The sequence below is a fragment of the Serratia sp. (in: enterobacteria) genome (assembly GCF_051654945.1).
Lineage (GTDB): Bacteria > Pseudomonadota > Gammaproteobacteria > Enterobacterales > Enterobacteriaceae > Chania.
Window position 1 is genome coordinate 86,335 of record NZ_JBOFZA010000023.1, and the last position, 24,587, is coordinate 110,921.

Genomic DNA, 24,587 nt, shown 5'->3' on the forward strand with positions numbered 1-24,587 from the left:
TAATGACACATCACACAGAACCTGCTCTGGATCCCCGCGCCTTTCGCCGTGCGCTGGGTAACTTCGCTACCGGCGTGACGGTAGTGACAGCAGCAACGGCAGATGGCACCCGGGTGGGTGTCACTGCTAACAGTTTCAACTCGGTGTCACTGGATCCGCCGTTGGTCTTGTGGAGCATTGATAAACGCTCCGGCAGCTACGCGATCTTCGAGCAGGCCAGCCACTTCGCCATTAATGTGCTGGCCGCCGACCAGATGGATATATCCAATCGCTTCGCTCGCCCCAGCGAGGATAAATTTGCCGGGATCGAGATTGGGACCGGTGCGGGCAGCGCACCTTTGCTCGAACATTGTGCCGCACGCTTTCAGTGTGAAAAATATCAACAGGTCGACGGCGGTGACCACTGGATCCTGATTGGCAAAGTGGTGGCGTTTGACGATCTGGGCCGTGCTCCTCTGGTCTATCACCAGGGAGCCTATTCCATGGTGCTGCCTTACCCACAGGTGGCAGAGCGCGTTGCACAAAACGCGGTGCCCAGCGCCCGGCAGGAGCGCCTGAATAATAACGTCTTCTACTTGCTCACCCAGGCACTGCGCAGCTATCAAAGCAGTTACCAACCCAAGCAGCTCTCCACCGGGTTGCGGGCCAGCGAGGCCAGAATGCTGCTGGTGTTGGACAGCGATGCCTGCCTGGATAAAGCCTGCCTGCTAACGGAAATGGCAATGCCAATCCGGGAGATCGAAGAGGCACAGGAAGCCTTGTGTCGCAAAGGTTTGGTATCCAGCACCGAGAGCGGCCATCACCTGACCGAAGCTGGCGAACGTCAGGCTAGCGTGTTGAGAGATATCGCCGCCAAACAACAGGAACAGGTGCTGTCCGCCTTCACGGCAGATGAAGTAGGCATTTTGAAGAAGTTGTTGCGCGGCATTATTGCCAACAGTCAGTGAGATTAAGCCACCAAACCTCATTCGCATTGCCGACAACGGAATGCGAATGAGGCCTTTCAGTTATTCAGAACCACTCTGCTGCACCTGCGAACCAATCCGCGCCACAGACATCCGCTGCCCTAGCCAACCTAACGCCGCACAGACGGCCATCACCAACGTCATGGCAAACGGCGTGTCATCCTGCAACCAGGAAACGGCCAGGCTTGCCAGCGCGCCCATACCGAACTGCAACGAGATCGCCAGAGCGCTGGCACTCCCTGCCTGTTGGCCGCGCTGTTGCAACAATAGCGACAGACAGTTGGTGCCAATCGCGTTGACCAGCGACATAAACAACACCACCAGAATAACCAGGACGGATAGGCTCTGCTGATGAAACAGCAGTAGCAACACGCCGAACAGCACCTGGGCACTGCTTTGTATCATCAATAAGCGTGGCAGACTGTAAACCTTCAGCATCCGTACGTTCAGCAGCAGCACGGCGATCATGCCAATGACGTTACAGCCAAACAGCAATCCGTAATACTGCGCGGGCACGTGAAAGTAGCTGATATAAACAAAGGGGGAGCCGCTGATAAAGGCAAACATGCCTGCGAAGGAAAACGCCAGGGTGGCGATAATCCCCATTGCCTCCCGATCCCGCACCAGCAGGCAATAATTGTGAAATGCCTTGAGGATATTACCTGACTGCCCAGGCTGAGTTTTTAGCGTCTCTGGCAGTACCCAAAACACCAATAACCCGCTGACACAGCCCACCACCGCCAACAGCATGAAGATGGCCTGCCAATCGAAAATGGTCAGCAAAGCACCGCCCAACAACGGGGCCAGCAACGGGGCAACCATCGTCACCAGCGTCATTAGCGACAAGACGCGAGGCAACTCATCGGCAGTATAAATATCCCTGGCAATAGCACGTGCCATTACCACGGCTGCCCCGCTACCAAATGCCTGCAATGCCCGCAGTGCCACCAGTTGCTCAACTTGCGTGACCTGCGTACATAGCGCGCTGGCAATCACAAACAACAGCATGCCACTTAACAACAGCTTTCTCCGTCCCAGACGATCGCTGAGCGGCCCATATAACAACATGCCGATGCAGAACCCGGCGAAGAACGAACCTAACGAGTGTTGCATCTGCCCCTGTGTGGCATGCAGCTGTTGCCCCATCGCGGGTAAGGCAGGCAAATACATATCAATCGACAGTGGGCCAAAAGCCACCAGCGATCCCAGCAGTGGGATCAGCCAACGTGGCGGTCGGTTAGTAAAGGCTGGCGGCATAACGGCTCCTTATCAGCGATAGCACCTTATCCGTGCAAAATTCGTTAATACATTAACAATAAAATTATTGTATGGACATACCTCAAGGAAAGTTTTGTTTTCCATATAGAGAAAATCACGTTTGTTAATATATTAAAGATAGGAGCGGCAGTGTAGCTTAATGGGCGCAGCATTGTGCTGCGCCCCTACATGGGGAACCGGGTGAAGCTTTGGGAATGGCCCTACATCGCGTTCAGTTTGGCAATCGCATCGCTCGACAGCTTGATTTGAGCGACGGCCAGGTTCTCTTTCAGGTGCGCCAGTGAGGACGTGCCAGGGATCAACAGAATGTTGGGCGAACGCTGCAGCAACCAGGCAAGAGCGACCTGCAGAGGTGAAGCCCCTACCTGCTGTGCAACTTGCGACAGCGTCGTGGACTGCAACGGCGTAAAGCCCCCCAGCGGGAAGAACGGTACATAGGCAATGCCCTTGCCAGCCAGTTCGTCGATCAGTGCGTCGTCGTCCCGATGGGCCAGGTTGTAGTTATTCTGAACGCAGACGATTTCACAAATCTTACGCCCTTGCTCAACCTGAGCCGAGGTGACATTGCTCAAGCCAATATGGCGTACCAATCCCTGCTGCTGTAGCCCTGCCAGCACGGAAAGCGGCTCTTCCAGCGAACCTTCCGCAGGACCATGCGCATCGAACATACAGCGCAGATTGACCACATCGAGTACTTCTACCCCCAGATTGCGCAGGTTGTCGTGAACGGCCTGGGTCAGTTCTGCCGGTGAAAACGCGGGCAACCATGCGCCTTGCTCATTACGCCGTGCGCCAATCTTGGTCACAATAACCAGATCGTCTGGATAAGGATGCAATGCCTGGCGAATGATTTTATTGGTGTAATGCGGGCCATAAAAATCGCTGGTATCGATGTGGTTTACCCCACTTTCGATCGCTTCATGTAGCACGGCGATGGCCGTTTCAGGATCCTTGGGAGGGCCGAAAACGCCCGGCCCGGCGAGCTGCATAGCGCCATAGCCGAGCCGCTTGACGGTATGCGTACCGAGCGTAAAGGTACCTGACAGGTGAGTACTGGACATAATCAAACTCCTCATAGGATGGCGCAAGGGTAACAGCGATAGTTGCCTGCAACAGGCTGACAGTATATACCTACAGCCTTGCAGGCTACAGCGTGGCTACCGACTGGCGTGCATCTTGCGATTTGCCTTGCGGAGCAGTTGATTTAACGCGCGCAACAACATATCGCCAATGCAGACTTTGGCGATCACTGCTATACCATCACCGTGGATATACCCCCTGTTTTTACGCAGAAAAAAAGCGGCGTCATCATTGATATTATCCTGACACTCGTTGGCTCCGCGTGTTGGGCCAAGGCCGTCGTTATGGATAAATACACCGTCACGGTGGTGGGCCTCCAAATCAAAGAAGCAGCAAATTTTGGCACACAATTTCTTCATTGCGATGTTGCTGGCCAAGTTTCCCTGTGTTGGCCAAATATTCTGTGAAGCAGCATTACGCACAATTGCACGATAGCTGGAGGGGTGAATACATACCGCGAAAAAATAGGATTTACCGGGATTGAACAGCACCTCAGAGAATATAAATCTCATATAGCGAAAGTTAACGACATTGTACTTTCTATATTTTTCCAATAACCCGGCCTGACTACGAAACACATTCACCCGTTCGCTATCAATAGCAATCGAGTAGCGTTGCATACACAGAAAACCTACGGGCTTACCATCATCATAGTAGATAACCACTTTCCTGACTTCTGCCGGCGAATTAATATAAGATTCGATCACTTCATCAGGCGTCATACCAGGGGGAGTCAAGAAGATTTTTTCATGCAGCGACTTTAGCGTATCGGCCACTTGGCTTAACAACAAGTCGCTCTCTCCAAACACTTTTACTTTTAGCATAGGTGCAACCTCCATATTGACGCTATACAGCACAACCATCGGGTTGATAATAGGGATTTCACCCCCAAAAGCTTTTCCTTGTCTTAAAGAATCTATTTTTAGCGTAGAAGCGGTTGGCAGCACATTCAACAAAAGCCCCAAAAAAGGTCATCAAATCCGTTCACTCAGGAATGGGCATATCCTCTCCTCAAGCATAAAAGCCATTGCTTTAATTAATGCATTGCGGCGACTAAATACGTTATTTTTATTATTTCACGGAGTAATAACCGGTCTGGATTGGGAAGTATCTGCGGGGGCTATCGATATAGTTAAATCGTTTAAGGAAGGAGCGCCCTTGATTCGGGGGGAACGACCATCAAGGGCATAGGGTAATTAATTGCGTTGCAAACTTTTCTTGCCCACCACTCCGTTACCATCATCGTTGATCAACAGGTAACTGATGCTGTCTGGTTGCCAATTGGCATCACCACTGACGTCCAGGGTTCTCTGACTGAAAGGCGCCAGCATACCGATATTCAGGTCCCTTGATTGTCCCCCACCGCTCAGCTTGGCACCGCTGAAGGTGGCGTAATAAGGGGAAGCATTATCGATTTTCAGCTTCAAACTGCCCGGTTGCCGGATCAGGGTGAACTGCTGCTGCTCCGTCAATTTATCGACATCCAGTTTCAGATGCTGGGGCCGGTAGAACATCTTCAGTTGCAAACGCACCGCCACTTTGACCGCCGAGACGCCCGGAGGCAAATGCGCATCGGTGGGTGGGATCTCATAAATATTCAGCCAATAGAGCGATTCGCGATCCTGCGGCTGTTTGGTCTGAGTCGCCAGCAAACGCAGGTTTTTCTGCTCACCGGGTTCCAGGCGGAATATCCCGGGTAACGGCATTACCGGTACTTCTCCGGCGGTTTCCGGCGTTCCATCCGGCGCGCCATCATCAATCCAGGTCTGTACAATCACCGGATAATCGTTGCCGTTCGCCATCAACAGAGACTGTTCGCGATCCGCAGCAGAAAATACCACGCGCGAAGACTCGATAATCATTCCGGCCGGTGCCGTTGTACACAGCAGCAGCCAAAATGTCACGGACCAGCCGATAATTTTTCGCATCATTGCACCTGAATAATGACCTGCGCAGTCGCGTTAACCTTGCCCGCCGTCACCGTTTTGCCAGGCAACGCCTTCAGCGTAGCATTTAGGGTTTTGGTGTAGCTGGTCACCCCACTCACCACGGAGCCTGGAACTGCATCGTCCAACACCGGATACCAGCCAGCCGCATTACCACCCAGTACCGAACCGCTCAGCGTACTGAGCAGGTTCATCACCGTACCATTGTTTCGCGAGATCTGGATCCCCACGCCAGTAGCAACCGATGGATCGGTGCCATAGCCATCCGAAAGTAGAAAGCTGACACCCGAACCCGCAGTACCAAGCCCGGCAGCGACCGCCGCCGCCGCGTTGGCCGGGTTCACCAGGATCCCCATGGCAGTCTGGTTAGCTGCTGTACCACTGGCGATCGCCGTTACGCCGGTGCTGGCCGGTGCGCCTGTCTGGCAATTGAACTGGATAGTGATTGGCATTTGCCGCGTAACGCCTGCCCGCAGCTCCGAAACCGTGATGAGCGGGAAACGCACCGTTGGCGTAACGTTAGTCACCGCACAGGTGGCTGAACGGCGAATATAGATGCGGTTATACAAGTTCACCGCACCAGGCCAGTGAGAATACCAGCCGCTGTACTGGGTAGCGGAGTCCGCACCGTCAGTTAATAAAGGAGAGAACGATCCCCCCTTAAACGCGATATAGGTGGCCGGTTGCGACTGGGGATAAATGCCCGTGCCCGTCTGTGGGCCTGACGAACTGCTCAGGCGGAATAATTCGACTTTGGTGTCGCTGAAGTTTTTGGCCTTGACCAGGATCCACCCCTGCGAGTCGGTATCCAGATTGGTCAGCGGACGAGACTTCCAGTAACGGGAATAATATTCCCCTGTCACCATATTGGTGGCGCGCAGCGCCATTCCGTTGGCATAGGTCTGGTATGACTCGGGCAGGCCGTAGGCAGAACCGACCTCTTTATTACCCGCATAGGTGGCATCACCGTTAGTGGCATAAAATTCGTACAGCTTGCCGGCCTCATCGGCCGTACAGCGAAACAGGATCTGGTCAGCGCTGTACGCCTGGGCACCTGCATCCAAAATACTGACGGTACCACTGGCAATCAGTGTTCCATCAGGTTGAAAGGTGCTGTTATTGAGGTTGACCACTGTCGGTAACGTGCCAGCTGAACCGGACGTGTCGGTAGCACCACTCCAACTGGCTCCGATTCCTTTGCCCGGCTCGGTAAAATAACTCGAGTTGGCATTGGTGGTGGTGGTCGTTATACGGTAGCAAGTCGCCCAGGCTGGCGCAGCCAACGACATGCCGGTGAGCATCAATACTGTGGCTGTAAGCGTGTTACGCATAGTTATCCCTCGCTTTGCGCTGAAAGTCATTTGCATGGCAACGCCAGGCGATAGAGTGACTGCTTCATATCCTGCCCTCGTAAATCATAGTTCAGCGTGCATTGTTCAGCGGCACTTTCACCCCATTTCACACGCAATTTCCCTTGCTTACCCGCGGCACGTGCGTAAATCTGATTCCCCTGGCCAACCAGACCGACGACGACGTTATTGGCGTCATAAACGTTGCTTCCCAGAGGCAGAGCGTTGTCGGACGAGGTGGGCAGTTTAATCAGCAACGCATATCCTTCCAGCGTTTTGAAACGCACCTTCACCGCAGAGCCGGCATAAGGGGCGATGCGTTGCTGGTTTTCGGTCAGCTCAGCACTCTGATCTTTAATCCCCTTGGCATCCAGGCTGATATCGTTGTAACGGTATGGCACCAGCGAAGGGACGACGGCATAACCGAAGTCGTTAATTTTCGCCCCCATGCCGTTCATCACTTCCGCACCTGCTACCCCTTTGGCCTCTACCAGCGCAAAGGTGTCGCCAAGATAAGGCCCCAAGGTTACGCCGCCGCTGTGTATAACCGCTGCTCCACGAGCACTTGCGCCACCCTGGGTGTAATTTTTCCCCTGCGAGAAGCTGCCGCCAAGAGTCACTACCGGTAGCTGTTTGGTCATATTGGCCCCCAGGCTGCCCCCTTCACCACCGGAGTTGAACGCACCGTTAACCGCATAGCTCAGCGTTTGATCTTCACCCAGCGTCCCTGCCATCCCGGCCTGGTAATTGCTGTTGCCGTCGTTGCCCGTTTGATGGGTGACGCCCGCCGTAATAATCGGTGCACGCGGGCCACCGCCCCACGGAACGGAAACAGAGAACATGACGATATTCTGCGTCATGCCGTTGTTAACATCCCCTTGCGATACCACGCCAGTTGGGGTACGCCCGGTCTGTTGGCGGCCAAGCGACAGGTTGTAGCTCACGCTGTTATAGTTGTGCGAATAAGCCAACTGGTATTGAGTATCTCGCCCACGCCCACCGCGATAGGTGCTGGTGGAGCCGGAGAAGTAAAGTTGGCCATATTCCCCCAGCCCCTGGCTGACGGTGGCGACAAACTGGTTACTCTGTTGGTAGGAGTTGGATAACCAGACGTTGTTGTCATTACTCGCTTCACGTACGCCTAATACATCACCCAAGTCGCGATAACCTTCGGTTGAATAGCGATAACCGGCCAAAGCCAGCGTCGTCGATGTTGGCGTGAAGGTACGGCTGTAGGTTGCCCCCACCCGCCAGCCATCCACGGTGGTATCCCACATATCGGCACGTGAATAGGTGGCATTGACCCCAAGCGCACCTAGCGGGCTGGAAAAGACCGCCCCGCCCAGCAGTGCCTGGTAGCCATCGGATATACGTACACCCGAGTTGGCCGTGATGGAGTTGGTCAGACCAGCTTGATAGGTCAGGTCGCTAAATGCCGCATTGCTGTTGCCGATATTGCGTACCTGGCCCGCGGAGAAACTCACACGTGATTGTCCAGGCCGCATGGAATCGGAAACGGCAGAAAACGGTACGGTAAATGACGAGACGCGGCCATCGGCTTCCTGAACTTCCACTACCAGATCGCCCTGGTAGCTGGTCGGGTATAAATCGTCAATCACGAAGGCACCGGGTGCCACCGTGGTTTGATAAATCTGCACGCCAGACTGGCTGACGCTGACTTTGGCCGTCGTGGCTGCCACGCCACGGATGGTGGGTGCATAGCCTCGTTGTGACTCAGGCAGCATGCGGTCATCGGTTTCCAACTGCACACCACGGAACCCCAGGCTGCTGAACAGCTTGCCGGAGGTAAAACTGTCACCCAACGTCAACTGGCTGCCGATCGACGGCAGCGGGCGCTGGACATAATTGCGCACCGAGTTCCACTGGCTGTTGCTTGGGCTGGCATCGCTGGTAAAGCGGGTAAAGGTCGACTGTTGACGAAACTGCCACAGGCCAAGGTTAAGGCCTGAGTTAAGCCCCAGGTAGGTTGATTCCGTGGTATTGCCGGAAGCCTGCGTACGGTAGTAGTTAGTGTCATAGTTCGCGAAGGCAACCGTTTCACCCACGGACAAATCGCCCGCAGATACTGCACCGCGAGCCATACGCTGCATCAACGCTTGCGGTACGTACAAATCAAGGCGTAGACGCGCAAAGTCGAAGCGGCTGGAAGCCCCTGCAACCTGTTGATCCAGATCCAGGCACTGTGCGGCATCCCCTTTTTGTTCCTTGATGCTGTCGGCCATAATACCGGCCCCCAGCAGCAACTCACGCGTCAGGCAGGCAGACACCTGGCCACGCTCCCCGGCAGCAAATTCCAGCGATTGGCGGGACAGAAACACGCCATTGATAAATAAATCGACCTGATATGTACCGGGTTCAACGGTGTTGGCTTGGTTAAAGCGCGCAATACTGTTTTGCTCTTTGGCACTGCCCACTAACATGCTGTCATCAAACTCAAACGTGCTGGCGCTGTCGGCAGCAAAAGCCTGCGGCAGTACCAGCCACAGAAACAGCGCCAGAGGTTTTAAGCGATTGACGCGTGTGCAATTTTTTGAGTCTGCCATTGCCTGGCAGACAGCGGGATGGTGCCGAAGAGGTGTTATTTTTGCGTCCATGGCTATCTTAATCACTCCCTGGTCTGTTTGCTGCGGGGACCAAATGTCCCAAAATCAGATATACCCAATCAGTTCAGTGCGGCCTCCGCACGGCTGTGACCACCGTAATCATTGATCAGGGTAAAGGTGACCTTGCGCGCTCCGGCTGGCGATACAGCCCCTTTTTCCAATGTCCAGCTAGCCTGAGATTTTGGCGGCACCATATCGACCTTGAAGGGCACTTCTTTATCACCCACCATCACCGCAGCCTTGATAAACGAGGCGTAGTAACCAGAATCGTTATTGGCCGTCAGCACCCATTGCCCACCCTGCTGCTTTAGTGAGAAACGAATTTGCTCGGCAACTTTTTCGGCCCCCCCCACAATCCCTTTTGGGCGATAGAAGATTTTGACCCGGTTACGCAGCACCACCGTCATCTGGTTCTGTGCCGCGCCCGCGATGTTTTTCGGCGGAATTTGTACGCTATTGAGATAGAACACGGATTCACGATCTTGCGGCAAATCCTTACCGGTAAACATCAGGCGAACCGACTGGCCGGTTTTTGGCTCAACGCGGAACAGTGCAGGCACCACCACAAAAGGCCCATCGGCATTATCTGGAGTAGAGGTTGGGTTGTTAATGTCCGACCACATCTGTACGACATAGGGAATGGTGTCATTATTGGTCAGTTGTACGGTCTGCGAGGGTGCATCCGCAGGATAAATCACCCGGGTATTGAGCATCACTACGCTGGCCATTACCGGCTCCGCCAGTAATAAAAACAGGACAGCTAAAGTGCCAATGAAAGGATTTGACCACTGGGTTTTCACGCTAAACATCCTCACTTGTTGCCATCACAACGCTCTTCCCTGTTCAGGAAAGCCACTGGTAGGACAGGGATAACAAAATTGATTGATTGATTTTGGTAGGCACCATTCTCAAAACTTGCCTACAGTTCCAGTGCCTGCTCTTACAGAAGGGTAATCTGGCTCAACTGAGGGCAAATAAGCTGGCCAATGTTGCCATTAGGCCAGCTTGAAGAAAGGTGGTTCTATCTGTTATTGGTAAGAAACAGAGTACTGCACGCTACCCAGAACAGAACCTGGAGTGGCGGTGCCCTCCGAGTAATATTCCACAGCAAAGTCATAGCTCGCAGAAGTGGCGTTGGCCGCCAGTGACAGACCTGTAGCACCGGTTTGACCGGTCAGATCCAATGGCACGGTTGGCGCTGCTGGGTCAACCAACTGTAAAGCAACACTACCCGCAGTACCGGTGTTACCCATGCGGCCAGTGGCTGTCAGGTTGTTGCCAACAAAGATGGTTTTGATCGCCGTGCTGCTGGCAGACGCGGTGCAACCGGTCAGGCCGATAGTAAATGGCGTTTGCCCGGCGGTAGCACCGCTGGTTGCCAGTGACGTAGTGGGTACTGTAGGTAACAGGATCAGTGGCGTAGAGGCATTACCGTTGATGCTGATATCACAAGTTTGATCGGCAACTTCGCCCTGGAATTTAATGGTGTTATCTGCCAGCGCTGCGGTAGACAAAACCAGACCTGATACCAAAATTGCAATATTTTTCATTTTCATATTCGTCCTTACCTTCCATGTGTTGTTGATGGCGAATGAGTAAACCTATGTTCTCAGGCACCAAAAACGCTGTTGTTACTACGGCTTTTCTTTCCATGAGTGGTGGATGTTTCTTCCGACCACCAGAAAACTCCGATAGATCTAGTCATGTCCAGCCGGCAATCCCGAGCAAATGAACGAGGTACATCTGCTGGCTAGCCTGTGCTTTGACGAGAATTATCTTAACCCTTAAAAATCAAAATAGAATCATTAACCATCTAAATTCGAATAAATAGATTTTAATTCTAAAATTAATGTGTTTTCTCCAGAATTTAATTTAAAAATGCCAATTGGCTCTATTGGGTAGGATAGGAAACTAAGGTTGATTGAGGTTAATGTCATTTAAGAATTTACTTAGATGATGCAGAATAGTCCTAGATGAAAACACTTCTCACCGAATCGAAAGTAAGAACATTCTTAATCCACGAAAGGTCACTCAGCAAAAACTTGGCTGAGTGAATCAATCGCAGCAGTAAAATTACTTTGGCGAGGTTTTTGAGAGGGTAGATCTGGCTTCAAGCCGTGCCATGAGCAGTCAGGAGAGGCCTGCTGACTCTGATTGTCACAGGGCTAGAGCAACTGCCAAAAACCAGCAGGAAGATTTAAGCGGGAGCCTGGGATGGCTGAAACAGCTGGCGGCACCAAAGGAGAGTGTTGATTAACGTGGGAATATGGCAGCGGGCGCCGCATGCAGCGCCCCTTTGTGCAGTTCTCAAGCCCGATGCTGCTGGAAACGTTCGCTACGGTAGAAACTCAAGATACACCAGCCGAGAGCAATCAGTGCCAACGGCGCACCGACAAAGCCAATGTTTGGCATCCCCAGATGCAGGCTGACCTGATTGCCCAGCAACGCCCCTGCGCCAATGCCAAAGTTATACAAACCGGAGAAGATCGCCATCGAGACATCGGTCGCATCCGGTGCCAGGCTCAACACCTTTGCCTGCATGGAAAGGCCAATCGCCATGATGGCCATGCCCCAAATCACGCACAGCAACGTCAGGGTCGTTTCATTACCAGAAGCGGGCAACAGCAATAGCAGGCTGATGGCCAATAGACCAATCGCGCCCATAAAGAAGCCCGACGGAAAACGCTCGCTATAGCGGCTGAACAACAGGCTACCGATAATACCCGCCGCGCCAAACAGCAATAGCATCAAGGTAGTGAAGTTAGCAGAAAGTCCGGCCACGGTCTGGATAAACGGCTCAATGTAGCTGTAAGCGGTAAAGTGTGCCGTCACCACGATGATGGTCAACATATACAGGCAGACCAACTCCGGGCGTTTAAACAGCAGGGGAACGCTGGCCAGTGAACCGGAATGCTCGCTTTTCAGCACCGGCAGCAAGCGCCACAGCATCACCAACGCCAGGGTGGCGCACACGGCAATGCCAATAAACGTCATCCGCCAGCCCAGCAACTGCCCCACTACCCGGCCTAACGGTAAGCCCAGCACCATGGCCAGCGCGGTTCCTCCCGCCAACATACTCAGTGCCTGTGCCTTCTTACCCGCCGGAGCGACACGGATCGCCAATGACGCGGTGATCGACCAAAATACCGAGTGCGCCAAAGCCACACCCGCACGCGAGATCACCAGCGTGGTAAAGTTCCAGGACACCGCAGTCAGCACATGGCTGGCAATAAACAGGATAAATACCCAGATCAGCAGCTTACGCCGTTCGATCTTGCTGGTCAGCAGCATACAAATCAGCGACGCCGTCGCGACAATCCAGGCATAAATGGTAATGATCAGCCCCACCTGCTCGGTTTGCATCTCAAAGCTTTGGGCAATATCACTCAATAACCCAACCGGGATAAATTCGGTGGTATTGAAGATAAAGGCCGAAATGGCCAAGACGACTACACGCATCCAGGCGGTCGAGCGGGAAGTGCTGATTTCATCCATCGTAAGGTGTTCCGGAACAGGGGCTGGCAGTAGCGCTATTTTAACCAACCCCTAACTAGAATGCGACCTGCATCACACTTTTATGGCGCTGTTTTTTTCAACAGTGGTTGCCCTTACCCCAATCCTCTCCCAAAGGGCTAAGGAGCACTACAGAGCCAATATCAGGTAAGGAAGTCAAACCCGCTCATCCCTCGCAGGATGAGGGAGCCGTACGGAGCCGATGCCCGCGTTCGGCCCCGCTGTTACCCATTGATTTCATAGTGCCAAGCAGATACTTTGTAGGGAATTAATCACGATATTTGCCATCGTTGAACCCAATCTATGAACATCAGTGAAAAGACTTATCATCAGTTGAAGGCCAAGATCATCGCCAATGAATTGGTGGGTGCCGTATCTGAGAATGAGTTATGTCAGGAACTGAGCGTCAGCCGCACTCCGCTGAGGGAGGCCATCTTTCGCTTGATGACTGAAGGCTGGATCGAACCATCCAAAAACAAAACCAAAATGATCAAGCCCATTACGCTCAGTGAGATCCGTGATATTTTTCAGATCCGCAAAGACATTGAGATCATGGTGCTGAACTTGTCATGGGACAATCAGGATCCGCAGCGCTATAGGGCGATCAGGGATAAAATCGCTGCCGGGTTCCGCGATAAAAACCAAACTCTGCTGCTAGAGGCCGATAATGAACTGCATGAGCAGTTGTTGTCGGATTGCCATAACGCCATTGTGACCAAAACGCTGTCATTTATTTATGATCGGCTACGCATGCTGCGCTCCGACAAGATGAAGAATGAGTCAATTATCGACTCTTCCGCCGAGCACCTTAAAATTTGTGATGCCATCATTGCCCGCGATATCGAACAAACCCGGGAAGCGATCGCCTTACATGTCGGCAACTCTTATAACCGTCTGTTCTCCAGCTTTAAATAACCCATAATTCCGTGGCCCGTGTTACCACCGGCCACGGCTCATTCATGCCGGCTTAGTAAATTTGGCGATACAGTGCCTTGATCTCTTCGAGGTTGGTGTCGCGTGGATTGCCACCGGTGCAAACATCAGCGATAGCGGCAGCGGCCAAGGCATCGATATCTTGTTCTTTCATCCCAATGTCACGCAGCCTGGCCGGAATGTTGACGTCCAGATTCAGCTGAGCGACGGCATCAATCGCTGCCTGCCGGGCCTGAGCAATAGGCAAGGTTGCCGCCTGTTGGTTGCCTAACGCAACGGCTATATCGCGGTATTTCTCACCGGTGAATTCGGCGTTGTATGCCATGATATGCGGCAGCAGCACCGCATTGGCTACCCCGTGTGGCGTACCGTAGAACGCCCCCAATGGATGCGCCATACCGTGTACCAATCCCAGCCCGACGTTAGAGAACCCCATACCGGCAATATATTGCCCCAGCGCCATGCCTTCAGCCCCTTCGGCATTGCCCTGCACCGAAGCACGCAGCGAACGGCCAATAATTTCGATGGCCTTCAGATGCAGCATATCGGTAAGTTCCCATGCGCCTTTGGTGATATAGCCTTCGATTGCATGTGTCAGCGCATCAACGCCGGTAGCCGCCTTCAGACTCGCAGGCATGCTGGCCATCATTTCGGCATCGATAATCGCCACAATCGGAATATCGTGCGGATCATAACAAACAAACTTACGGCGGTTTTGCACATCGGTAATGACGTAGTTAATGGTCACTTCTGCTGCGGTACCGGCGGTCGTTGGGATGGCGATCATCGGCACGGCGGCATTTTTGGTCGCAGCGCCCCCTTCCAGGCTGCGCACATCGGCAAATTCTGGGTTATTGATGATGATGCCAACCGCTTTGCAGGTATCCTGTGGCGAGCCACCACCGATGGCGATCAGATAATCAGCCCCGGACTGCCTGAAGGCTTCGACACCCTGCTGCACGACTTCGATGGTCGGGTTGGGGATCACCTGATCAAAGACGCTATAAGGTAGCCCGGCGCTTTCCAGAATATCGAATACCTTGGTGGCAACCTTGAAACGGATCAGATCGCCGTCGGTCACTATCAGGGCTTTTTGGAAGCCCCGTTTTTTCACTTCATCAACAATGCAGCTAATCGAACCGGCCCCAAAATACGAGGTCTCGTTTAAAATCATTCTGTAAGCCATTTCATGCTCCTTGGGATTTTTGCCCGACGTATCAAGTTTATTCTTCGGGGTAAATAGATATGCCCCTACCAAAGTAATGCGCGATGCCAACATCTTCGGCGATCGCCGGCAGTTGTTTATTATTTAATATCAAACAACCGATCAATCGCCGCGCATTCCGCCTCATTCAATTGCCCGGCGAAGTTGCGTGATGTTGGCGTACTGTATTGATACTTGCGTGCTACCGTCGTTTTTATCGTGGTCACAAAATCATTGCCAATGGTATAAATGGCCGAAAATTGACCGATCTCCCGTTGAATATTATTGAGCTGGCTCACATCATTTCCCCGCCAAGCCTCAATGGCCTGTACAAATAACTCAGGGCAGATGTTATTTAAGCCAGAAATAACCCCGCCACCGCCGGCCAACAGGTTGGGGATCAGATACTCGTCAAAACCCGAGAGCACGGCAAAATCGGGCCGAACCGGGGCAACGGCCTGAATGATGGCTCGCGTATGGGAAAGGCAATCGACGGTATCTTTGATCCCGGCAAAGTTGGGGAACTCCGCCGCCAACTGTGTCACTAATTCAGCATCCAGATCGCAGCCGGTGCGAGCCGGGAAGTTATAGGCAAACCACTGGCCGCTTAACCGTTGACCCAGCTCACGGTAATACGCCAGCAACTGCTGCCGGGTCTGCTGAAAATAATAATGCGGCAGGATCATCACTGCCTGATAGCCGCAGGCGTACGCCTCTTCCGCCAGGCTGAACATATCGCTCATGCAGGTGGTGGAAATATTCGCCACCATCGGTAAAGGTGACATGCTGCGCGCCTCACGGATCAGCATCAGGCGTTCAACCATCGTCAGCGAGGTGAACTCACCAATGCTGCCCATCAGCAGGATGACGCTGGTTTGTGCCGCAGCCAGGCGCTGAAAATGCTGGCTTAATGCCGGTAGGTCGATCTTCCCCTGCGCGTCGAAAGGCGTAATCGACGGACACCAGGCACCGTTAAAAATCGTGTTAGCCATAACCAAACTCTCCCTTAAAAATGGTTGAAGGCGCGGCAATCTGCGCCCTACCGTCGTACACAACAGCTATTCAATAATGTGGTGCACCAATGTCTGCTGATTTATTTTCTGCCAATCCCACTGAATTCCCAGCCCGGGCGTTTCCGGTGGATAGGCGAAGCCCTCGGTGATGTTAACTATACTGAGCGTGATGCTGTCCAACTGCGGAATATATTCCAGCCAGCGGCTATTGGTGATGGCGCAGCACAGCGAGATATGCAGTTCCATCAAGAAGTGCGGGCAGACGATTTTATTGAAGCACTCGGCCATATGCGCCACTTTCAGCCAAGGGGTAATACCACCGATACGAGCCACATCGACCTGGATGATATCGGCGGCGTTATTTTGCAGGTACTCTTTGAAATGCTGGATCGAATAGATCGATTCCCCTACGGCGACGGGAATGGTCGTCGATTCGCACAGTTTTTTATGCGAATCGACGTCTTGCGCCAGGAAAGGCTCCTCAATCCATGACAGGTTCACATGCTCCAGTAACGCGGCCCGTTGCTTACCCTCCGAAAATTTAAACGACTGGTTGCAATCGGTCATGATCACATACTCATTTCCCACCGCCTTACGCACCGCCTCCAAGCGTTCGATATCTCGTACCGGGCTTTCCGAGCCAATCTTGATTTTCGAACCGCAAAAGCCCTGCGCCTGGACGGCCAGCGCATCATCAACCAACTCCTGAGTGCTCAAATGTAGCCACCCCCCTTCCGTGGTATACAACTTCATGCGGGCTTTGGCACCACCAGCCACTTTGTACAATGGCAGGTTCATCTGTTTGCACTTCAGATCCCACAGGGCGGTATCGATAGCCGCCAGAGCCAGCGAAGTAATAGCCCCAACCGATGTCGCATGGGTAGAGAACAACAAGGATTCCCAGATGGCCTCAATCATTGTCGCATCGCGCCCGATCAGCGCAGGTAGCAGGTGATCGCGTAACAGCGCAACCACCGAAGATCCGCCGGTGCCAATGGTATAGGTGTAGCCTTCACCCACCGCGCCGCTTGCTGTCGTTAACCGAACGATCGGCGTTTCCTGCGAGACAAAAGACTGGATCGCGTCCACGCGTTTAACCTTTGGCTTTAAATCCACCATAAAGATTTCGGCTTTAATAATTTTCATAGCATCCTCAATGTAAAAGCGGTTTCCTGGGCGCAACGCACACAGTGATTATTTAATGCCTAAACCGGCCAACTCATCCCACAATGCCGCAGGGATCGCCAAGTTAGCCCATTCATAGTTAGTCACCGCCTGTTCGACGGACTGCACGCCGCAGGTGACCGTGACGACGTTTTTGTTTCTTAACGGGAACTGCAAGGCCGCTGCGCCAAGCGGCACATGGTGTTTGTTGCACACGGCTTCGATATGGTTGATTTTTTCGATCACGGCAGGCGGTACCGCCCCGTATTCATAGAGAGAAGAAGATTTATCCTTGGCGACCAATACGCCGGTGGCAAAAGGGGCGGCAATGGCGACCGAGACACCGTGTTGCTCACATTTGGCAAAGAACGCCTGCCGATCCGTTTCCAGCAGGTTATAACGGTTGGCCAGCATAAAAATGTCTGGTGCGGCGTGATCCATCACCTCCATCAGGATCGCTTCTTCATTGGCTCCCACGCCCCAGGCTTTGATATCCCCATTACGTTTCAGCTCGTCCAACGCTGTTTGTCCGGAGTCACAGAAATCTTTGAAGTGTTTACGCTCCAGCGGTGTCTGACCGTAGGTATAGGTGCCAATATCATGCACATACAGAATGTCGATATAGCGAGTTCCGAGGCGCTGTATGGAATCCTCATAGGAGCGCATGATGCCCGCATAGGAATAATCAGCGTGGCGGTTGAAGGGGTTCTCATCAAAGAAAAATTCCCCGGCTTCCAGGCCCGGTTGCTGTTTTCTCGATTGCAGCAGACGCCCTACTTTGGTGGATAGCACATATTCGCCGCGCGCCAAACCGCGCAACCCCATCCCCAGGCGTAATTCGGCAAGGCCGCTGCCATAGTGAGGCGCGGTATCGAAATAGCGCCAGCCGACCTGGATGGCTTTATCGACAATCGCCATTGCTTCGGTATTGCTCAATGATTTAAACAAGTTGGCCAGGCTGGCGGCACCAAAGGTCAAACTGGGAACGCTTAGGCCTACGCTTTTTATCGTATTCATGGTGATCATGATGTTCTCCAATAATAGAGTTACTAATTAATCCTGTTTATTTTCCGCCAGCGTGACGGCTTCGGCTGACTGATGTTTAATATTGAAAATCAATCGCAGCACAATAATAATCAGTCCTGTGGTGACGAGCGCCAAACCGCATAACACCAACGGATTGAGGGTATTAAAGATTTCAAACATCTTGTAGAAAATGTAGGAGATGGCATGCGAACCGCCGTCGATCGATGAAGCCATCATCTCCTTCGGTACGTTCAGATGCGCCTGTTCTGCCAGCGCTTGCGACACCACCGCCAAATCGGAGCCAAACCACAGGATGCCGCAGACAATCACGATACCGTTAATCAGCCCGCGGAACATATTGCCATTACAGGCCACGGTGCCAAACACCACAAAGATCGGCAGATAGGGAATATCGGCGAACGGCATCATGGTATTAAACGGTAAAATAGTGCTAATCAGAATGGTCAGTGGCACCATCAAAATACCTACCGATAACACTGCCGGGTTTTTAAAGGCAATTTCACCACTGATACCGAAATAAAGGGATTTACTCGGAAAACGTTTTTTAACCCATTCGGAAGCAATCTCGGTAATAGGTACCAGGCCGCTCACCAATACACCAGCCATGGTGGGCAATAGCACCATTACGGCGGCAAAGTTCATCCCGCTTTTAATGATTTCACTGAAAGGCAACGCCCCCAGCATGCCGATAATTACCCCCAGGATCGCCCCCATCGCCAGAGGACTACCGAAGAACCCCAACTTTGCTTCTATCTTGCTCAGGTTGAGGTCGATCTTATTGATCACCGGGATACGATCGATGATGCGATCCATCAGGAATGCCAGCGGCGCCCAGGCCACGATTTCGGCTTGAGTAATGGTGACATTTGGGGTGTCACAGAATTTTTGCACATGTGGGGCGATGTAATCAGCAATCTTAAGGGTGATGACAAAGGTGATCCAACTGGCAAAGATGCCAATCCAGAATGAACCCGTGACCTGTTCAACGATGATCCCGGCAAACACAAAGTGCCAGTAGTTCCAGAAATCCACGTTCAACGTCTTGGTGGTGTTGGTCGAGATCATGATCAGGTTGGTGATAAAGCACAGCGCGTACACCACGGGCAGCGAGAGTGCAGCCAGGCTGAACGCGCTGATCAACGGCCACCCCAGGTCCAGCACTTCGTAATGGAGATTCAGGTTTTTGACCATCGCCTCCGTGGAACTGCTCAGCGAGCTGACCATAAAACCGATCAGCAGCGACAACCCCAGAAAGCCAATGCCAACCGTCATGGCATTCTTGGCGGCATCCGCCAGTTTGGCTCCAAAGATCACCGCAAACAGAAACATGATCATGGGTATGACCACTGCCGGGCCAAACCCCAAGATGTATTTAACGACTTCCATTAGTGCCCCCTGTTATTTTAATGAGTAAACATTTTTGGCCACGAGATGAAAAAGCTTGTCGGCTGATATCGCCGGGTTGTCTTGCAGATAACGCTGGCATAGCGCGAGTACGCCTGCGTAAGGCAGGGCCAGCAGTGACACCGGCCAGTCGGAACCAAACATCACTCGGTCTTCACCAAAGGCAGAAAATACCGCGGCGATGTAAGGCTCCGTTTCCTGGTAAGCCTGTGCCAAACCGCTCCAACGCTGATAATCCGCTTCGGTGGTCATGCCAGACAGCTTGCAAAAAACGTTGGGGTATCGCTGACCAAGCTGCTGCAGCCTGCTGCGCCACGGCTCGATTTCCCCTGCCCTGATTGCCGGTTTGGCCATGTGCTCGATCACGAAGACCACGTCTGGGCAGGCGGCGATCAGCCGAGCGGCATCATCCAGTTGCGGCGCGGTGATCAGCAGTTCGTACACCAAGCCCTGCTCCCCAACGCAGCGAACGCCTTCAATAAACTCCGGTGTCACCAGATGTTCGCCAGGTAGCCCTTGCGACATATAGCGAATGCCCTTCAGACGGCTGGATTTCCCCTTCAGCCGCCGTAAATCGGCGGTTACCGCTCTCCCTTTGGTGATATCGGCCCAGCCAATCACCCCTTGGATCTTGTCGGTCTGTTCTGCCATTTCCAGCAGCCATTCGCTTTCGGCCAGCGTCGGTACGGCCTGTACCAGCATGCCCCCGGCAACCTGGTGCTCATCAAGCACCGCCAGCAGGTCGCCGATCAGGAAATCACGGCGAATGATGGCCAGATCCTCCGTGATCCAGCTGAAATGTTCGCCTTTGCAGTGCCAAATGTGGTTGTGGGTGTCGATAATACGCATTGCCCCTCCTATGTATTCATATTGTATACAATATAAATACAATAAGCCGTAGTGGTGAGAATACAACCGACAAGTTGGTTTTATGAGCATGAGGTCACAATTTTGAACAGAATTCTCTTGAGTCACATTGTGGGCTTTGCCCAGGGGCAGGAAAGGCGTGATCCGGCTTTATGGCGGGTGCGATGTGCAACACCTGCTCCGCAGTTGGCCGCATTGGCGGGCTGTCGAATAGAGGCTGTAGCATCGTTAACCAAAAAGGAGTCTTAGGCTGCTGACAAGCCTTCGTCGGTCTCACCGAGAAGGAGCGCTTGATGCTGCGCCCGTCAGAGTATTCAGTGGATTAGTCAGGGCCGAACATGTTCGGCCCCTACGTATGTTGATTTAATTTGAATACAGGGGACTAAGGATATTCTTTATGCTCCCCCCAAATACGCCTTTCTCACCTCCTGATTGCTCAGCAGTTCCGCACCGCTGCCGCTCAGGCGGATTTGCCCATTGACCATCACATAGCCGCGATCGGACAGCTTCAACGCATGGTTGGCATTTTGCTCCACCAGGAAAATCGTCATGCCACTTTTGGTCAGCTCGCGCAGGATGCTGAAGATCTGTTTGACGATGATCGGCGCCAATCCCAGACTCGGCTCATCCAACAGCAGCAGCTTGGGCCGGCTCATCAGCGCGCGGGCTATCGCCAGCATTTGCTGCTCACCGCCGGACATGGTCATCGCCCGCTGGTTACGCCGCTCTTTCAGGCGTGGAAACAGCTCATACATACGTTGCATATCCTCGGCGGCATACTGGTTGCCGAGAGTGATGGTGCCCATCAGCAAATTTTCCTCTACGGTCATGTCCGGGAAAATCCGCCGCCCCTCCGGGGCCTGCGCAATGCCGCTACTGGCCACAAAATGCGTCGAACGTTGACTGATATCGGTCCCCTGAAACAGGATCTGCCCGCCGCTGATACGAGGTTGACCAAAGATCGACATCAGCAAGGTGGATTTCCCTGCCCCGTTGGCCCCAATCAACGCCACCGTTTCCCCTTGCCTGACCTGCAATGAAACCTGTTGCAGCGCCTGGATCGGGCCGTAATGTACATCGACCTCACGAAACTCCAGCATTACCTCACTCATCCCGCCAGCTCCTCTTCGTCTGCGCCCAGATAAGCGGCGATCACGCTGTCATTGTGTTGGATCTCCTGTGGTGTGCCCTCGGCGATCACGTTGCCGTGATCCAGCACGATCACCCGGTCGGAAATCTCCATCACCATGCCCATATCATGTTCGATCAGCAGTACCGTAATGTCATGGTGCTGGCGCAGAAAACGGATGATCCGGCTCAGCGTGGCGGTTTCTACCGGGTTTAGCCCGGCGGCAGGTTCGTCCAGGCAGATCATTTCCGGGGTGGTACACATCGCACGGGCAATCTCCAGCCGCCGCTGCTGGCCATAGGACATCTCCCCCGCCAGCCGGTTGGCGCAGTCCACCAATTCGACCACTTCCAGCCAGTAAAATGCCCGATCCAGCGCTTCATTCTCTGCCCGCCGATAGGCCGGCGTATTGAGCACTCCGGAAATCAGGTTGCGGTTACTCAACCGGTGTTGCGCTACCAGCAGGTTCTCCACCACCGACATTTCACGGAACAGGCGGATATTCTGGAAGGTGCGGGCCAGCCCGGCACGGTTCACCAGGTGGGTGCCACCAAACATCTTGTAGTACAGGCGCGACCCCAGCTGTGCGGGGTTAATCCAATCCCCTGCGCGGAATTTCTGCCCGAGGATACGGATCACATCAATGGGCCGTTTATGAGTATTGAGCAGGATCGCCCCACCGCTGGCGCGGTAAAACCCCGTCAGGCAGTTGAACACCGTGGTTTTCCCCGCGCCGTTCGGGCCGATCAACGCAGTGATCGATCCACGCTCCACTTCCAGGTTCACATCGTTCAGCGCCTTGATGCCACCGAAGTGCATCATCAAATGTTCAACGCGCAAAATGGCATCACTCATGGTGCAACCCCCTTGCGTGGCGTAAAGCTGGTACGGCTGATACGCACCAGACCGCGTGGCCGCCAGATCATCATCAACACCATCAGCACGCCAAACAGCAATACCCGATATTCGGCAAAGCTACGCAGCAGTTCCGGGGCCACCGTCAGCACAAAAGCGGCCAGCACGACGCCGATGGTCGATCCCATGCCCCCCAACACTACGATCGCCAGGATCAGCGCCGATTCGAAGAAGGTAAACGAGGTCGGATTGACGAACCCTTGGTAGGTGGCAAAGAACACCCCGGCAATACCCGCGGTAGAAGCCCCCATCATAAACGCCGAGAGTTTGACCAACACATGGTTCAGCCCGAGCGAACGGCAGGCAATTTCATCTTCACGCAGCGCTTCCCACGCTCGCCCTATTGGCATATGTGTCAAACGGTGTTTAACGAACAGCACCAGCAACACCACCAGGCACAATACGGCGTAGATAAAGATAAACTTCAGGTTGGGGTTGTAGGTAATGCCGAGAAACTCGTGGATCGGTATGCCCCCTTCCTTGGCCCGGCGGCCAAACTCCAGGCCGAACAGGGTCGGCGCAGGAACCGAAACGCCGTTTGGCCCACCGGTCAACGACACCCAGTTATTCAGCACCAGGCGAATGATCTCACCAAAGCCCAGAGTGACAATCGCCAGATAGTCACCGTGCATACGCAACACCGGGAACCCCAGCAACGCACCGGCCAGCGCCGCCATTAGCGCCCCCAGCGGCAACATCGCCCAGAAACCCAGACCGAGATATTGATAGCCAAGCGCCAGACCATAAGCACCAATGGCATAAAACGCCACGTAACCCAGATCGAGCAACCCGGCCAGCCCCACCACAATGTTTAGGCCCAGCCCTAACAGCACATATATCAAGCCGAGGATCGCCACGGTCAGCAGGTATTTGGTCGCGATAAACGGGAACAGCAGTGCCAATACCGCCAACAGCGGCAGGATCCATCGTAGACTGGTTCTGGCACCGACTGGCCGAACATAAACGCCGTCATTGCCGCCTTCAAAGCGCGCCGACACCTTGCGCCCCAGCTGCGTTTGCAAAAACAGGCTAAGCAGCAAGCGCCCCACCATGACGACCGCAATAATCCACACCAGGCGGCGTGGCTCAAAGTTGAAACTGTAACCGTCCAGCACGATGCCGACGATCGGGCCAAATACAATCAGCGCGATCAGGCCCGCAAGCACGGCATCCAACAGGCTGCGTTTAATACTCAGCCCTTGATAAACTGTGGATTGAGACATAGTTTCCCTCACACCTTAGCGACCATTGGCCGCCCCAGCAGGCCCTGAGGGCGGAAAATCAGGATCACCACCAGCAGACCGAATGAAAATACGTCCTTGTAATCCGAGTTCACCATGCCGGCAAACTGTGCCTCTGCTACCCCAAGCAACAAACCACCGAGCATCGCGCCAGGCAATGAGCCAATGCCGCCCAGCACCGCTGCGGTGAAGGCTTTGACGCCGATAATAAAGCCCACGTAAAAATCGAAGGTGCCGTAGTTCATGGTGACCAGCACCCCGGCCAGCCCGGCCATCGCCGCACCAATCACAAACACCAGCGAGATCACCCGATCGGTATTGATGCCGAGTATCGACGCCATCTTGCGATCCTGTTGGGTCGCCCGGCAGATACGTCCCAGCCGAGTGCGTTGGATCACGTAGGTGAGTACCGCCATGCCCACTAGCGCGGCCACCAGAATAAACACCTTGGTGTAGGTGATCTGGATCGTCCCGCCATCAAAGTTGAGACGAAAAACGCCGTCCAGCAAGGTTGGGATCCCCTGCTGGCGCGGCCCTTGGCTGATCTGTGCATAGTTTTGCAGGATCAGCGACATGCCGATGGCGGAAATCAGCGGAGCCAGACGAGTGGAGTTACGCAGCGGTTTATAAGCAATGCGTTCGATCACCCAACCATAAACGCTGGTGACCACGATGGTGAAAACCAATGTGCCCAGAATCAACAGTGGAAAAGAGTGCAAGCCAAAGAAAGAGAGTAGCGCCAGGCCAATCGCGCACAGATAGGCAGAAATCATATACACCTCGCCGTGAGCGAAGTTGATCATGCCAATGATGCCGTACACCATGGTGTAGCCGATGGCGATCAGGCCATACACCGCGCCAAGGGTCAGGCCGTTAATCAGCTGTTGCAGGAAGAATACATCCATAATAAGCAAT

Annotated in this window: 21 protein-coding genes; 2 read left to right on the forward strand and 19 right to left on the reverse strand. The window is 53.5% G+C overall.

Annotated elements, in window-relative coordinates; all coding sequences use genetic code 11:
• The first annotated feature begins 2 nt into the window (after positions 1-2).
• The gene (locus ACRDCA_RS00830) at positions 3-947 is read left to right on the forward strand and encodes a p-hydroxyphenylacetate 3-hydroxylase reductase component (protein WP_438687876.1); all 945 of its coding nucleotides are present in this window, start codon (positions 3-5) and stop codon (positions 945-947) included.
• Positions 948-1,007: 60 nt separating this feature from the next.
• On the opposite strand, the gene ACRDCA_RS00835 is transcribed toward ACRDCA_RS00830, so the two are convergent.
• From ACRDCA_RS00835 to ACRDCA_RS00875, 9 genes are all read right to left on the reverse strand, one after another.
• Positions 1,008-2,222 (reverse strand): Bcr/CflA family multidrug efflux MFS transporter, encoded by a 1,215-nt coding sequence (locus ACRDCA_RS00835; protein ID WP_438687877.1) that lies wholly within the window; start codon positions 2,220-2,222, stop codon positions 1,008-1,010.
• A gap of 221 nt (positions 2,223-2,443) precedes the next feature.
• Complete coding sequence (locus tag ACRDCA_RS00840; protein WP_438687878.1) at positions 2,444-3,304, reverse strand: aldo/keto reductase family oxidoreductase; 861 nt, start codon at positions 3,302-3,304, stop codon at positions 2,444-2,446.
• 96 nt (positions 3,305-3,400) lie between these two features.
• On the reverse strand, positions 3,401-4,276 hold the full coding sequence (locus tag ACRDCA_RS00845) for a hypothetical protein (protein ID WP_438687879.1): 876 nt from the start codon (positions 4,274-4,276) through the stop codon (positions 3,401-3,403).
• A gap of 243 nt (positions 4,277-4,519) precedes the next feature.
• On the reverse strand, positions 4,520-5,254 hold the full coding sequence (locus ACRDCA_RS00850) for a fimbrial biogenesis chaperone (protein ID WP_438687880.1): 735 nt from the start codon (positions 5,252-5,254) through the stop codon (positions 4,520-4,522).
• Entirely contained in the window at positions 5,251-6,600 is a 1,350-nt protein-coding gene (locus ACRDCA_RS00855) for a fimbrial protein (protein WP_438687881.1), read from the reverse strand. The genes ACRDCA_RS00850 and ACRDCA_RS00855 overlap by 4 nt, the downstream gene beginning before the upstream one ends.
• Positions 6,601-6,626: 26 nt before the next feature.
• Entirely contained in the window at positions 6,627-9,182 is a 2,556-nt protein-coding gene (locus ACRDCA_RS00860; protein ID WP_438687882.1) for a fimbria/pilus outer membrane usher protein, read from the reverse strand.
• Between the two features lie 119 nt (positions 9,183-9,301).
• Entirely contained in the window at positions 9,302-10,042 is a 741-nt protein-coding gene (locus ACRDCA_RS00865; protein WP_438687883.1) for a fimbrial biogenesis chaperone, read from the reverse strand.
• A 228-nt stretch (positions 10,043-10,270) separates the two neighbouring features.
• A complete protein-coding gene (locus ACRDCA_RS00870; protein ID WP_438687884.1) occupies positions 10,271-10,798 on the reverse strand; it encodes a fimbrial protein in 528 nt (175 codons plus the stop codon).
• A 751-nt stretch (positions 10,799-11,549) separates the two neighbouring features.
• Positions 11,550-12,737 carry a sugar transporter gene (locus ACRDCA_RS00875; RefSeq protein WP_438687885.1) on the reverse strand — a complete coding sequence of 396 codons (1,188 nt, stop codon included), beginning with the start codon at positions 12,735-12,737 and terminating at the stop codon, positions 11,550-11,552.
• 321 nt (positions 12,738-13,058) lie between these two features.
• Here ACRDCA_RS00875 and ACRDCA_RS00880 point away from each other — a divergent pair, with 321 nt between their 5' ends.
• A complete protein-coding gene (locus ACRDCA_RS00880; protein WP_438687886.1) occupies positions 13,059-13,670 on the forward strand; it encodes a GntR family transcriptional regulator in 612 nt (203 codons plus the stop codon).
• 52 nt (positions 13,671-13,722) lie between these two features.
• On the opposite strand, the gene fucO is transcribed toward ACRDCA_RS00880, so the two are convergent.
• From fucO to ACRDCA_RS00930, 10 genes are all read right to left on the reverse strand, one after another.
• Positions 13,723-14,874 carry a lactaldehyde reductase gene (gene fucO / locus ACRDCA_RS00885; protein WP_438687887.1) on the reverse strand — a complete coding sequence of 384 codons (1,152 nt, stop codon included), beginning with the start codon at positions 14,872-14,874 and terminating at the stop codon, positions 13,723-13,725.
• A gap of 119 nt (positions 14,875-14,993) precedes the next feature.
• Positions 14,994-15,884 (reverse strand): dihydrodipicolinate synthase family protein, encoded by an 891-nt coding sequence (locus ACRDCA_RS00890; RefSeq protein WP_438687888.1) that lies wholly within the window; start codon positions 15,882-15,884, stop codon positions 14,994-14,996.
• 66 nt (positions 15,885-15,950) lie between these two features.
• Positions 15,951-17,051: a mandelate racemase/muconate lactonizing enzyme family protein gene (locus tag ACRDCA_RS00895; protein ID WP_438687889.1), complete on the reverse strand. Its 1,101-nt coding sequence runs from the start codon at positions 17,049-17,051 to the stop codon at positions 15,951-15,953.
• Between the two features lie 48 nt (positions 17,052-17,099).
• Entirely contained in the window at positions 17,100-18,095 is a 996-nt protein-coding gene (locus tag ACRDCA_RS00900; RefSeq protein ID WP_438687890.1) for an aldo/keto reductase, read from the reverse strand.
• A 27-nt stretch (positions 18,096-18,122) separates the two neighbouring features.
• A complete protein-coding gene (locus tag ACRDCA_RS00905) occupies positions 18,123-19,502 on the reverse strand; it encodes a PTS transporter subunit IIC (RefSeq protein ID WP_438687891.1) in 1,380 nt (459 codons plus the stop codon).
• Positions 19,503-19,514: 12 nt separating this feature from the next.
• Complete coding sequence (locus ACRDCA_RS00910) at positions 19,515-20,369, reverse strand: amidohydrolase family protein (RefSeq protein WP_438687892.1); 855 nt, start codon at positions 20,367-20,369, stop codon at positions 19,515-19,517.
• A 413-nt stretch (positions 20,370-20,782) separates the two neighbouring features.
• Positions 20,783-21,499, reverse strand: a complete 717-nt coding sequence (locus ACRDCA_RS00915; protein WP_438687893.1) for an ABC transporter ATP-binding protein — start codon at positions 21,497-21,499, stop codon at positions 20,783-20,785.
• Positions 21,496-22,371, reverse strand: coding sequence for an ABC transporter ATP-binding protein (locus ACRDCA_RS00920; protein ID WP_438687894.1), 876 nt, complete (start codon positions 22,369-22,371; stop codon positions 21,496-21,498). Before ACRDCA_RS00920 ends, ACRDCA_RS00915 begins: the two co-directional genes overlap by 4 nt.
• On the reverse strand, positions 22,368-23,654 hold the full coding sequence (livM, locus tag ACRDCA_RS00925) for a high-affinity branched-chain amino acid ABC transporter permease LivM (RefSeq protein ID WP_438687895.1): 1,287 nt from the start codon (positions 23,652-23,654) through the stop codon (positions 22,368-22,370). Before livM ends, ACRDCA_RS00920 begins: the two co-directional genes overlap by 4 nt.
• 8 nt (positions 23,655-23,662) lie before the next feature.
• A complete protein-coding gene (locus tag ACRDCA_RS00930) occupies positions 23,663-24,577 on the reverse strand; it encodes an ABC transporter permease subunit (protein ID WP_438687896.1) in 915 nt (304 codons plus the stop codon).
• Positions 24,578-24,587: the final 10 nt, after the last annotated feature.